General features: G+C 63.6%; 10 protein-coding genes. 9 read left to right on the top strand and 1 reads right to left on the bottom strand.

Annotated features, from left to right (window positions below):
* The first annotated feature begins 34 nt into the window (after nucleotides 1-34).
* From BLS75_RS29085 to BLS75_RS29125, 9 genes are all read left to right on the top strand, one after another.
* The gene (locus BLS75_RS29085; protein ID WP_011063758.1) at nucleotides 35-919 is read left to right on the top strand and encodes a TatD family hydrolase; all 885 of its coding nucleotides are present in this window, start codon (nucleotides 35-37) and stop codon (nucleotides 917-919) included.
* A complete protein-coding gene (eboE, locus tag BLS75_RS29090) occupies nucleotides 916-2,154 on the top strand; it encodes a metabolite traffic protein EboE (protein ID WP_072452848.1) in 1,239 nt (412 codons plus the stop codon). Before BLS75_RS29085 ends, eboE begins: the two co-directional genes overlap by 4 nt.
* The gene (locus BLS75_RS29095; protein ID WP_072452847.1) at nucleotides 2,144-3,589 is read left to right on the top strand and encodes an alkaline phosphatase family protein; all 1,446 of its coding nucleotides are present in this window, start codon (nucleotides 2,144-2,146) and stop codon (nucleotides 3,587-3,589) included. The genes eboE and BLS75_RS29095 overlap by 11 nt, the downstream gene beginning before the upstream one ends.
* Nucleotides 3,568-4,749, top strand: coding sequence for a hypothetical protein (locus BLS75_RS29100; RefSeq protein ID WP_072452846.1), 1,182 nt, complete (start codon nucleotides 3,568-3,570; stop codon nucleotides 4,747-4,749). Before BLS75_RS29095 ends, BLS75_RS29100 begins: the two co-directional genes overlap by 22 nt.
* A gap of 10 nt (nucleotides 4,750-4,759) precedes the next feature.
* The gene (locus BLS75_RS29105; protein ID WP_072452844.1) at nucleotides 4,760-7,171 is read left to right on the top strand and encodes a hypothetical protein; all 2,412 of its coding nucleotides are present in this window, start codon (nucleotides 4,760-4,762) and stop codon (nucleotides 7,169-7,171) included.
* 66 nt (nucleotides 7,172-7,237) lie between these two features.
* Nucleotides 7,238-8,179: a hypothetical protein gene (locus BLS75_RS29110; protein WP_072452842.1), complete on the top strand. Its 942-nt coding sequence runs from the start codon at nucleotides 7,238-7,240 to the stop codon at nucleotides 8,177-8,179.
* A 13-nt stretch (nucleotides 8,180-8,192) separates the two neighbouring features.
* Nucleotides 8,193-9,479, top strand: a complete 1,287-nt coding sequence (locus BLS75_RS29115) for a hypothetical protein (RefSeq protein WP_072452840.1) — start codon at nucleotides 8,193-8,195, stop codon at nucleotides 9,477-9,479.
* A 3-nt stretch (nucleotides 9,480-9,482) separates the two neighbouring features.
* Complete coding sequence (locus BLS75_RS29120) at nucleotides 9,483-11,309, top strand: hypothetical protein (RefSeq protein ID WP_015637224.1); 1,827 nt, start codon at nucleotides 9,483-9,485, stop codon at nucleotides 11,307-11,309.
* 14 nt (nucleotides 11,310-11,323) lie between these two features.
* Nucleotides 11,324-12,376 (top strand): hypothetical protein, encoded by a 1,053-nt coding sequence (locus BLS75_RS29125; protein WP_072452838.1) that lies wholly within the window; start codon nucleotides 11,324-11,326, stop codon nucleotides 12,374-12,376.
* A gap of 97 nt (nucleotides 12,377-12,473) precedes the next feature.
* Here BLS75_RS29125 and BLS75_RS29130 read toward each other — a convergent pair whose 3' ends face one another.
* Complete coding sequence (locus BLS75_RS29130; protein ID WP_011063767.1) at nucleotides 12,474-12,983, bottom strand: single-stranded DNA-binding protein; 510 nt, start codon at nucleotides 12,981-12,983, stop codon at nucleotides 12,474-12,476.
* Nucleotides 12,984-12,986 lie beyond the last annotated feature (3 nt).

A 12,986-nucleotide genomic window follows, 5' to 3' on the forward strand; every position in this document is an offset into this window, starting at 1 on the left:
CACGATTTTTCCCGCACTCAAGCAAGGAGCCACCATGGCGAAGTACTTCGACCCGCACATTCATATGGTCAGCCGCACCACCGACGACTACCAGAACATGGCCGCCGCCGGCATCACCGGGGTCATCGAGCCTGCGTTCTGGCAAGGCCAGGCGCGCACCAGCGTCGGCAGCTTCATCGACTACTTCGACACCCTGCTGGGCTGGGAGCGCTTTCGCGCCAGCATGTTCGGCATCCACCATTTCTGCACCATCGGCCTCAACCCCAAGGAAGCCAACGACCTGTCGGTGGCTAACGAGGTGCTGGAGATCCTGCCGCGCTACCTGGTCAAGGACGGCGTGGTAGCGGTAGGGGAAATCGGCTACGACGACATCACCCCGGAAGAAGATCGCTTTCTCGCCGCGCAACTGGAACTGGCCAGACAGTTCAACCTGCCAGTGCTGGTGCACACCCCGCACCGCGACAAGATCGGCGGCACCAAGCGCACCCTGGCGGTGATCCGCGAGGTGGGCATCGCCGAAAACCTGGTGATCATCGACCACCTCAACGAACTGACCCTGCCCCTGGTGCTGGACAGCGACTGCTGGCGCGGGCACTCGATCTACCCCAACACCAAGATGTCGGAACAGCGCATGGTGGCCCTGCTGCAGGAATACGGCAGCGAAAAAATGGTGGTCAACAGCGCTGCCGATTGGGGCATCAGCGACCCGCTCAAAGTGCCCAAGACCGGCCAGGCCATGCTCGCCGCCGGCTTCAGCGAGGCCCAGGTGGAGCAGGTGCTGTTCCACAACCCGGTGGATTTCTTCGCCCAGAGCGGGCAGTTGGACAAGCAACTGGTGAGCACCCCGCTGCCGATCGACCAGCGCCGCCAGTGGCAGGACAACTCGGCCCTGAGGGGCCAGGAACCGGTGGTCAAATGAGTGCCCGGGCCGGCTGGAACGCCGCGCAGATCGGCTACTGCAGCAACGTGCACCCGGCCCGTGACGTGGCAGGCCTGCGGGCGTCGATCCAGGAACATTTCCAGGGCGTGCGGCGTCAGCGTGGGCTGGCGGTGCAGGACAGCGGCCTGTGGATCAGCGCCCAGGCCGCCGCCGAACTACAGGTGCCCGAGGTGCGCGAGGCCTTCATCGAACTGCTGCACGATTGTGGCCTGCGCCTGACCTCGCTCAACGGTTTCCCCTATGGCCAGTTCCATGAAGGCGCGGTGAAGGCCGAGGTCTACCGGCCCACCTGGGCCGAACCCCAGCGCCTGGAATACAGCCTGCAACTGGCGCATCTGCTGGCCGCCGCTCTGCCCCTGGATTGCCAGCAGGGGGTGATTTCCAGCGTGCCCTTCGGTTATGCCGCCACCTGGGACGAGGCCCAGCAGCAACAGGCCGAAACCCACCTGCGGCAACTGACCGCCGAGCTGGCCAGCCTGCATCGCAGCAGCGGCAGGAAGATCCTGGTGTGCCTGGAGATGGAGCCGGATTGCGTGCTGGAAAACACCGATCAGGCCCTGGCCTTTTTCAGGCACTGGCAGGCCACCGACCCCCATCATGGCTACCTGGCGCTGTGCTTCGACGTCTGCCATCAGGCGGTGGTCTTCGAAGACTGCTACCAATCCCTGCAACGGCTGCTGGATGCGCGGGTTCCGGTGGGCAAGATCCAGCTGTCCAACGCCCTGATCTGCCAGTTGCCGTTTGCCGATCGCCCACGCCGCCAGCAGGTACTGCAGGCCCTGGGCAACTTCGCCGAAGCCACCTACCTGCATCAGGTCAAGGCCCGGGATCTGGCCGGGCAGCTACTGGCCTGGGCCGACCTGCCCGGGGCCCTGGACGCCGCCGAACCTGCCCAGGGGCAATGCCCCGAGTTGCGCATTCACTTTCATGTGCCGCTGTTCAGCGAACAGTTTCTACTGGCCGAGCTCAGCGGCAGCCAGCAGGCCTTGCTGCGCACCTTCGACTTTCTCGCCGCGCACCCGAACTTCCAGCCGGTGCTGGAGGTGGAAACCTACAGCTGGAACGTACTGCCCGGTGCGCTGCGCCCGGACAGCGAGCAGGCCTTGCTGCAAGGCATCGCCGCCGAGCTGCAATGGGTCGAGGGCCAACTGCGCCAGCGGCATCTGCTGCGTACCCACTCGTCTGCCCTGGAGGCTCCGGCCCATGCCTTCTGAACGCCCGCGCCAGCCCTTGCTGCTGATCAATGTGGTGGGCCTGACACCCAGCCTGCTGGGACCGGCCACGCCGCGGATCAACAACCTGCTGCAACGGGCGCGGATGGCCCGGCTGCGCCCGGTGTTCCCCGCCGTGACCTCCACTGTGCAGGCCTCGATCCTCACCGGGCTGCCGCCTTCGGAACACGGCATCGTCGGCAACGGCTGGTATTTCCGCGATCAGGCCGAGGTGCGTTTCTGGCTGCAGCCCAACGCGCTGATCCAGGGTGAAAAGGTCTGGCAGGCGCTGCAACGGGAGATCCCCGGCCTGCGCTGCAGCCAGCTGTTCTGGTGGTTCAACATGTATGCCCAGGTGGAGGCAGCCATCACCCCGCGCCCCCACTACCCGGCCGACGGGCGCAAGATGTTCGGCCTCTATTCGTCGCCGCCGGGGCTGCACGAACGCATCGAACAGCAGATCGGCGAGTTCCCCTTTCCGAGCTTCTGGGGCCCGGCCGCGGGGATTGCCTCCAGCCGCTGGATCGTCGACTGCGCCATCGCCGAGTTCCAGATCAGCCGCCCCGACCTGCAACTGATCTACCTGCCGCACCTGGACTACAGCCTGCAACGCCTGGGGCCGGAGCATCCGTCCATCAGCGACGAAGTGCGGGCCATCGACCATGAAGTCGGGCGCCTGCTGGATTTTGCCCAGCAGCAAGGCGCGGCCGTGATGCTGGTCTCCGAATACGGCATCGAGGCGGTGCAGCAGTCCATCTCGATCAACCGCGTGCTGCGCGAGCAAGGTCTGCTGCAGGTACGTCGTTCACTGAGCTGGGAGCTGCTGGACCCCGGCGCCAGCGCGGCCTTCGCCGTGGTCGACCACCAGATCGCCCACGTCTATGTGCGCCAGCCCGAGGACATTGCCCGGGTCAAGGCCCTGCTGCTGCGCCAGCCCGGTATCGAGCAGGTGCTGGACAGGAGCGAGCAGCAGGCCTGCCAGCTCGATCACCCACGCAGCGGCGAGCTGGTGGCGGTGGCCGCCCCGGGCTTCTGGTTCGATTACTACTACTGGTTCGACGACCGCCTGGCCCCGGATTTCGCCCGCACTGTGGATATCCACCGCAAGCCGGGCTACGACCCACTGGAGCTGTTCATCGACCCGGCGATCCGCTTTCCCAAGCTGCGGGTCGGTCGCCGGCTGCTGCAGAAGAAGCTCGGCTTTCGCTACTACATGGACCTGATTCCCCTGGACACCTCACTGATTCGCGGCAGCCACGGACGCTTGCCCAGCAGTGCCGAGGTAGGGCCCCTGCTCATCACCGATTGCGATTTACCCCTGCCGGCGCACCTGCCGGCCACCGCGGTAAAGCACCTGCTCCTAGAGCATTTCCTAGGGCGCCCCTATGACGATACGGCTCAGGCCAAGGAGATTCCATGCGGCGAACCATCCCTATAGTCGTGCTCGGTGTGTTGAGCGGCCTCGCTCACGCACAGACCACGCCCGCCTTCAATTGCAGCAACTTCCTGACGTTCAATGGTGACCAGGCCGGCACCCTGAGCACCTTCAAGCAGAGCCCGGAAACCATGGCGTGGAACTGGTTTGTGTGCCTCAACCAGCCGGCCGGCTCCGGGAACCCGGAGCGGCTCTGGGAGACGTTCAAACCATCCGATGAGGTCTACCTGAGCAAGGGGCAGGCTCCCCAGCCCTACAGCACCCAGGCCAACCTGCCGAGCCAGGTGCAGACCCAGGCGCAGAAGATCCCGGGCATGAACACCAGCGGGCTGTTCCTCAACCTGGGCAACGACACCGACGGCAGCACCGACAACGGCACCCAGCAGGTCGATGGCCTGGCCCTGGAAATGGGCAACCAGGTGCCGGAAGCGCAACGGGGCCAGTCGGTGCGTTTTCACATGTTGATGGGCCAGGACACCTTCAACTACATCGTCCAGCAGAAGATCTACAACCGGAACGGCATTGCCGCCCTGACCAGCAGCCTGAACTTCCCCGCCACGGCCTGGGAGCTGAAGACCTCCTGGTTGTGGATCGGCAGCGATAGCACCTTCCAGGCGCAACTGGCAAAGGATGGCTACTTCATCGCCCAGGCCTACTACGTCGACAAGCAGGGCCAATACCACACCGGCTACGCCGGCCTCAGCGGCATGCACGTCATCAACAAACTGACCCACGACTGGGTCTGGACCACCTTCGAGAACCGCAACAACAGCAAGTACACCGTGACCAACGGCACGCCGGCCAAGCCCATGACCAACATCACCGGGCCCACTGACGCGGCCCAGCCGGTGAATGCCACCTTCCAGCAGCAGAACCCCACGCTGGCCCAGTACGAGTTGATCGGCGTGCAGTACGACCAGGCCCAGGCCGAGCCCAAGCTGCTGGCCAACTCCCAGCTGGAATCGGCCTTCCAGAGCCACTCCTCGTGCCTGGCCTGCCACAACACCGCGGCCTACTCAAGCAACAACACCTACTTCAACTTCGCCTTGAAAGAGGATGGCGGGATCGTCTACCCCACCACCGTACTACCGGACTCCGACTTCGTCGGCTACCAGAAACTGGACTACGTCTGGTCGCTCAAACGCGCCCAGTGGCAGCGCTAAGGAGCAGCTCATGAGCGTCTTGAACTTTCCCCGGATCTACTTCAATGGCCACATGTTCTGGAACCCACCGACGGCCAACAACAACGACGTTTTCCCGCTATATGACGCGGTGAAGATGCGCATGAACTGGCCGTTCCTGTCCTACTACGGGATCAACGACCAGAACGCCCCGCAACAGCTGATGCCCTGGACCATCGCCCCGCTGGCCTACGAGAACGTGCCGGACTACGTGCTGCAGGTGCCCACCAATGGCTCGCCCAGTGGCTACCCGATGATTCCCGCCGAATGGGACCTGTTCGGCGACAACGCCTGCGGCTTGGTCGACTACGAGCAGACCCGCTCGGTGATCGTCGGTGGCGAGTTCCAGGCCAACACCTACATCGACAACGACCCGCTGGTGAACAAGTGTTACCAGTTGCAGGGCAACCCGTTCGGCAGCGCCGCGCCCACAGCCGCGCGCTTCGTCGATATCAGCCCCTGGCAGAACACCTTCACCGCCCTGTACTTCGACAAACTGGTACTGGGGGACGCCACCTGCGGCCTGACCTTGAAGCGCCGGTACCGCATGCTCGACCGCTTCCTCAACTTCAACTGGGGGGCCTTCGGCGGCTTGAGCTACGTGACTACCACCTGGCAGACCTGCTTCCCGAAAGACCAGCTGCAGTGGATCGTCGGCGACTCGCAACTGCTGAAGACCCTGCAACAGGAGATGATCAACCAGAACGCCAAGGGCCTGATGTTCCGGTTCACCACCTACCTGACCTTCTACGACAAGAACGGCATCTTCAACGACTTCCCGGTGGTGGACAGCCACTCCAAGACGCCCGAAGCCATGGCCGCACTGCAGGCGATGTACCAGAAGGGCCTGGATAACGTCGCCGACATCTTCTTCAACCCGGCCTACAGCCGCACCGCCGGTACTCTGGGCCTGTGGTTCGACAATGAATACCCCACCGCTCCGGCCGGCCGGCGCCTGGAACCCAAGGCCCCGGTGCCGGTGTGCAAGGCGGTTCCCAGAGACACCAAGCCTGCGGCCATGACCCTGGGGGTGATCAGCGCCCAAGTGCACGACAACACCCTGTCCCTGGACCTGGGCAATACCTTTCCGTTCTATCCCGCCGGAGACAGCGCCGCACTGCCGCCCACCGACACTGACCTGAGCCAGGGAATTCCGGTGCCCGGGAAATACCTGGCCGGTGATTACGACATCGGGGTACGGCCCACTGGCGGCGCTTTCCACAAAGTCGCCAGTTTTGGCTTCGAACAGTATCGCCAGACCGCCTTCGACAAGCGCGCCGGCCTGCTGGACCTGCCCATCAGCCCCGCCGACCAGGCCGCGTTGCAACAGGGCGCCCTGGAGCTGCAGTTGCAGGGCAGCCAGGAACTGGTCGCCGCCGCCCAGAATATGTGGACCGCCGAGGTCCTCGACAGCGGCTGCTTCATCGATGTGGGCGACACCCGGGTCCTGAGCATCATGGTGCAGTACGACGGCCAGCCCGCGCCCGCGGGCACCGCGCTGTGGGTGGCGGAGTACAACAACGCCTACATGCTGACCACCAGCGACTATTACCTGGCCTTCAGTAACGCGGCCAACTTCACCTTGTTCAACAACTACCCGAAGGACCCCGGGAGCAACACGTCGAACCGACCGCAGTTCGTCGGCACCCAGACCGCTGAAAGCCTGTTGCACGTGGGCAGCGGCCGCCGGCTCAGCGCGGTGCTGAACGTCGAGGACAACGAGCCATCCGAACCCATGCTCTACCAGAGCTTCCTGACCACGCCCTCGGCCGTGGCCCTGAGCCCCCGCCTGCAGTTCACCAATGGGCAGGCACGCAGCGGCACCCTGGCAGACCCGCTGAACGCTACCGTGCAGTACAGCCTGGCGCAGATCCTGACCGACGCCAATGGCATCGCCCAGGTATCGGTCAAGGCCGTGGCGGCCGGCTTCCCGACCTTGCGCTTCTTCATCCAGGACGGCCAGCAGCAACCGACGGTGCCCTTCAGCTTCAACTACACCGACGCCTACACCGACTTCCTTGCGCCCCTGCGGGTCCTGCCCCAGGAGCCGGAGATGCTCAAGGACTTCATCGACTGCTGGAACCGGGTGTGCACCCAGGACGACGCCAGCGTGCGGATCTGGAAGGAGTTCATCTTCCCCAGAATCCTCCAGCCTTTCTATTACCTCTACCCGATCATGAACAAGTTCATGCCGCTCAACTCCCTGCAACGCATCGAGGGCGCGATCAACCAGTTCATCGTACTGATCAGCAAGGACTATCAGGAGGAAAGCACCCTGGCCATGCCGATCACCCGGGACCTGCCGCAAAGCCGGCGCAGGGTGCTGGAAATCTGGGCCCAGGACCTGGTGAGCAAGGGCTACCCACCGATCCCGCTGAAACTCAGCGACTACCCCCACGGCTGAGCCGCAAAGGCCAGCCCATGGAATGCCGGGCGACCCCGTCGCCCGGCGCTTTCAAAGGAGTGTCAGATGAACGCCAGTCTCTTCAAGCAACTGCTGTTGGCCGCCAGCCTGCTGAGCGCCAGCCAAACGCTATGGGCCGAGACCTACCCCGACAACGTCTACTTCAACATGGGCGTGCACAACGACCGGGGGTGCGACGCCAAGACCAACAACTGCATCGCCAAGCGCAAACCCGGCGAGCCGGCCGATCCGCTCTACCCGGCAACCTGGGTCAGTGACTGGATCATGTACCGGGTCACCGCCAACTACGTGAAGAACCCACCGCCCTACAGCAGCCCGCCCAGCACCCTGAAACCGGCCGACTACACCGTGTCCCGGGGCACCAGCTACTACGACAACGATTATGTGCCGGCCGACAAGGACGGCACCGGGGCGATGATGGAGCACTACGAGAAGTACTGCCTGCCGATCTTCCCGATCAAGGACAACAACTACACCTGCTCCTTCGTTTCCCTGGGCAACAAGGCCTACTTCCTCACCTACCCCGAGGACCGGCCAAAGGACATGCCGGCCTGCTGCATGTTCTCGCCCATGAACCATCCGCCGCGCCGGGACTTCATCAAGCACCTGCCCTACAGCGCCGCCCGCAGCCAGCATCTGGATGGCAGCGTGCAGGCCTACGCGCTGGAGATCCCGGTCCAGCCGAGCCCGATTCTGTTCGGCTATGCGTTCTACAAAAAAGCCAGCAGCGACGGCCCGGGCCAGCCGGCCTATCAGCATCCGCAATCGTTCTATTTCTCCGGTGACGAGAGCGTCGCCAACGCGCCAATCGTCAGCCAGAACTACCTCAACTGGCGCACCGAGAAACCAAATCCGGCCACGACCTGGGACCATGTGGCGAAGATGTGCCCGGCCAACCCGCCGGACTGCCAGCTCTTCACGCCCCCGCCATCGCTGAAGAACGGTGCGCGGCCGCAGTGGAACCAACTTTCGCCCCCCTCGCCATGACAGGAGCCGCCTCATGAACCCCTTGAGCCGTTTCACCGCCCTGTTGTTGCTTGGCCTGGGCAGCCAGCAGGCCAGCGCCCTGCAGCCCAGCGCAGCGGCGCCGCAGACCAGCTGCCCGCCCACGGCTGCGGTGCCTGCTGCGGGCGCGTCGCAGCAGGCTTTCGATCAATACAGCTGGAAGATGTTCATCAACCTGAACTGGCCGGCCCAGGCGGGACAGCGCGGAGTGGCCGATTGCAGCAAGCCCCTGGGCAGCCCTGGCGATACCGTGTGGCAGACCTACAAGAGCGTCAGCGAGACCTTCCTCCCCGGGGCCAAGAATCCGGGCCTCTGGAACTCGCAACTGCCCCGCAGAAATCTCAGCCTGATCAACATCGCCGCGGTCAAGAACACCCAGGTGGTGCAATCGGACAACCAGGCGGTGGGCGGCTGGCTGATTGACCAGCGCGGCAACCCGACCTACTACGACATCGCCGCCAACGAGGTCTCCTACAACTACATCGTCGATAACGACTTCTACAACGCGGTGGTCGTCAACGCAGCGAAGAACATCAGCTTTCCCAACAACGCCGGCGAGATCAAGAGCAGCTGGCGCATCCTCGGCAGCGCCGACGACAGCAGCCGCTATCTGACAATGAAGGCCCTGGTCACCCAGTTCGACAGTCAGGGACAGCCCAACGGCACCACCGAGGCCACTTTGGGATTGGTGGGGTTGCACATCATCAGCAAGGTGGAGGGGTTCCCGCAGTGGATCTGGTCGACCTTCGAGCAGGTCGACAACGTGCCTCCCAAGACCCAGCTGGGGGGCCGTTGGGTGGACCAACCGGTCTCGGGGATTTTCTACTCCTACTTCAACGCCAAGGCGCCCGCCGAAAGCCTCAACCAATCCCCCTGCCTGTGGCAGCAACAAGCTGGACAAATGGTCTGTACCCCAAAACCCGGTAACAGCTTCAGTACCCCGGACCCACTGAACCGGGTCACCCCGATCACGGACGTCACCCAGCAGATCAATACCCAATACCAGGGCGATCCGCAGGTACAGCAAAGCGTGTTCAAGTACTACCAGTTGATCACCACCCAACGCCCGCAGTCGCCGGATAACCCCGGCAACCCCTTGGGGCAACCAACGCCATCACTGTCGGCCAACGTCACCATGGAAAGTTACATCCAGACCAACAGCAGCTGCATGAACTGCCATTCCATGGCCGCACCGCTCAACAGCCAGTACAAGAGCGACTTCTCCTTCCTGTTCAGATTCGCCCAAGCCCCAGTCACCAGCGTCGCCAAGGATAAGGAATAGATCATGAGCATATTGAATGGACCCCGACTGAACTTCTGGGGCGGCATCTCTACCGACGTCAGCGTGCCAAACAACTCACCGACCTTGCCCAATGGCATCGCCACCTCCCTTGAGCTGTTCGACCTGACCACCTCGACCGTGGCGGACCAGGCCAAGACCTATAGCGATGAGCACCTGTACCAACTGATCAACGCCCCGGACCCGAGAATCGGCCCCAACAGTCGGTACACGGCCGGCGGCTGGAACCACTATGGCGAACACGTGGTGACGCTGCACAACGCGCTGATCAGTTCCCAAGGCACCCCGGGCAACATTGCGCTGGAAGGGGATATGGTCGGACAGCCGGTTTACCTGCTCGGCTCCGTGACCCCCGGCACCGGACAAGGTCCCTACTCCGGCCCAATGATGGTCGACCTGGACCCCACAGCCAGCACCACGACCCAGATCTTTGTCGGAGGCCTGCAGATCGGCAACGGCAACACGCCTCAGCTCTTGATTCGCTGGGATACCGTGTGCAGCAGTTTCGACCTCAATACCCGGGTGCTGGAGCCTGCAACCATGGACTCGCCGGGCTCCTTCCACGCCAGCGGCACCTTTCAACTGACCTTTCCGCTGAGCAGCATCGTCAGCTACAACAAGGAAAGTGCCGGACTCCGGGCCCTGATCGAGGCGCCCAACGCTACCGGGATCGTGCTGCGTTTCGTGATGTTCGAAATGTGTCCGACCCTGACCACCGAGCAACTGAATGCCGACTACGCAGCCAACCAGTTCAGCCCGAACCCGAGCATCGGCCGGGTCATCGGTACCCTGGCCACGGCGTTTACCGATGAGCCGCAGATCTGTCCGCCGGGCCGCCAAATCATCAATGCCGACAAAGACCTGAACATCAACAGCGTGGCCTATGCCGAGGTCGCCAACGGGCAACTGAGCATCGACATGGTCAACCTGATCCCCAAGCAGACGTTCAGGGCTGTACGCGACGACATCACCAGCCCCATCGGCCCCAACGCCGACTTCGGGACCGTCACCATCGCGGCCGGAACCACGCCCCTGGCGAGCTTCGAGCCCAGCAATCCGCTGCTGCAAGACTACTACCGGTACGGCGGCATCATCGACGTCCCGCTCAACTCGACCCAGACACAGGTGGTGCAGAGCACGCCCTTGTGCATTAGTGCCCCCGGGACCACCCGCAACCCGGCGCTGTCGGCCCCCGAATGCCCCTATCGGGTCTACAGCGATCAGCGCAACACCTACCTCGATCCCGACAGCACAGGCGTGCAGATCACCTTGCAAGTCCGTTATCTGGGAGCGCCGGTGCAGAAGGCTACGCCGATCAGCATCGATGCCTCGGCGACCGCCGTCTATCAAGCCAACCGCTACTGGAACTTCCTGGAGCTTCCGAACTCGGTAACGGTGCCGGCCGGTCAACCTTCGGTGAGTTTCAACGTCGTTCCCGTCGCCGGTTCCAATACCCAGGCTGGCTTCACCACACTGACCTACACCATCGACAACAACCCTCTGACCCAGAGCTTCAGCAACTTCCGCAAGTACGCCTGGAGCGACTTCGGCGTTCCAACAGGCAGCATCGTCACCTGGGAACAGGCGTTTCAAAACGTGCTGCGCTTTCATTACCTGGCCTTCCCCGCCATGTCGCGCTACATCCAGCTCAATCAGCCCGACGCGGTGATGGGTTACAAACAGGCGATCCTGGCCCGGATATCCCCCGAGTACCAGAACACCACCTTGTACATGTCCGTGGTGCGTTCGATGTCGCCAAGCCAACGCTCCCTACTGACCGCCTATCTCAATGGCACGCCCTGGCAGCCTTGAACAAGGAGAAGACCATGCCCGTTGCTCTGCATATTCCCACCCAGCTCGAGCAGGTGCTGCGACTGGATCACGTCATCGCCGAGGGCCTGCTCAACCCTCGCGGGGTTTGCCTGCAAGGCGATGGCAGCCTGCTGCTGGCGGAAGCCGGCTCGGGCCTGCCGGACCAGCCGTTCAGCGGCCGCATCAGCCGCCTGCGGCCGGATCCGGGCCAGCCGGGCGCCTACCTGCCGCCCCAGGTCGTGGCTCAGGGTTTTCGTTCGATGAACATGCAATCGCGCATGCTGCGCGACGAAATCATGGGCCTGTCGGACATCGCCCTGGGCGACGGGCGCTGCCTGGCCAGCCAAACCGACTACGTCGCCGGCTCCAAGCTGCTGGACCTGCAATACAACCCGCCCGAGCCGCTGTTCCATAGTCGCGGCAACCTCAACTCGCTGTGCTATCACCCGTCGCGCCGCAGCTGGCTGGCGGTCAAGCCCGATAGCAACCAACTGGTGGAGTTCAGCGAGGGCGGTGAACAAGTCCTGGCGCAACTGCCCGATCTGGATCAGGGCCAGGAAGCCGTGCCGGTGACCTTGGTGCACGAGCCGCAGACGGATGCCGTGCTGATCAGCCTGTTCTCCGGCGAGCTGCGCCGGGACCCGGCGCGGATGGGTATCGACTTCGCCGACAAGGCGGGCCAGGTGATCCGGGTCTGGCCCGAGAGCGGCAGGATCGAGGTGCTGATTCGCGGACTGCAACTGCCCACCGGGCTGGCGCTGGACCCGCAGGAGCGGATCCTGGTGCTGGAACTGTGCGACCGGCTGCTGCAACCGTTGCCGCCGGACTGGGCCGGCGAAGTCCTGCACGGCGGCTTCGCCCGCTTCAGTGGCCGCCTGCTGCGCTGCGATTTGCAGCAACGCAGCGTGCAAGTACTCGCCAAGGGCCTGGATACGCCTTCCAACCTGTGCTGCGTCGGAGACGCGGTGCTGGTGAGTGAAGGCATGGGCCTGAGTGGGCGGCCGATTCCGACGCCGGAGCAGCAGGTGGTTGCACTGAGCGGCCGACTGCGGCGAGTGACGCTTTGAGCTGAGTGATGCGGCACACCGGTTAAACCCGGGCATAAAAAAACGGGGCCATCTGCATGGCCCCGTTTTTATCGATGCTGAACGCTGAAAACAGCGATCAGAACGGAATATCGTCATCGAAGCTGTCGAAGTCCGGAGCCGGCTGCGGAGCGGCCTGCTGTGGCGCTGGACGCGACTCACGCTGAGGCTGCGGAGCAGGACGGGACTGCTGTGGACGCGGTGCCGAGTTGGACATGCCGCCCTGGCCTTGCTGGTCGCCCTGTGGACGGCCACCCAGCAGCTGCATGGTGCCCTGCATGTCGACGATGATTTCGGTGGTGTAGCGCTTGATACCGTCTTTTTCCCACTCGCGGGTCTGCAGCTTGCCCTCGATGTAGACCTGCGAACCCTTGCGCAGGTATTCACCGGCGATCTCCGCGACCTTGCCGAACATCGACACGCGGTGCCACTCGGTGCGCTCGACCTTCTGACCGGTCTGCTTGTCGGTCCACTGCTCGCTGGTGGCCAGACTCAGGTTGGTCACGGCGTTACCGTTAGGCAGGTAGCGAACTTCGGGATCCTGGCCGCAAGTGCCGACCAATATGACTTTGTTAACCCCACGGGCCATAAC

This window comes from Pseudomonas sp. NFPP12, assembly GCF_900103205.1.
Lineage (GTDB): Bacteria > Pseudomonadota > Gammaproteobacteria > Pseudomonadales > Pseudomonadaceae > Aquipseudomonas > Aquipseudomonas protegens.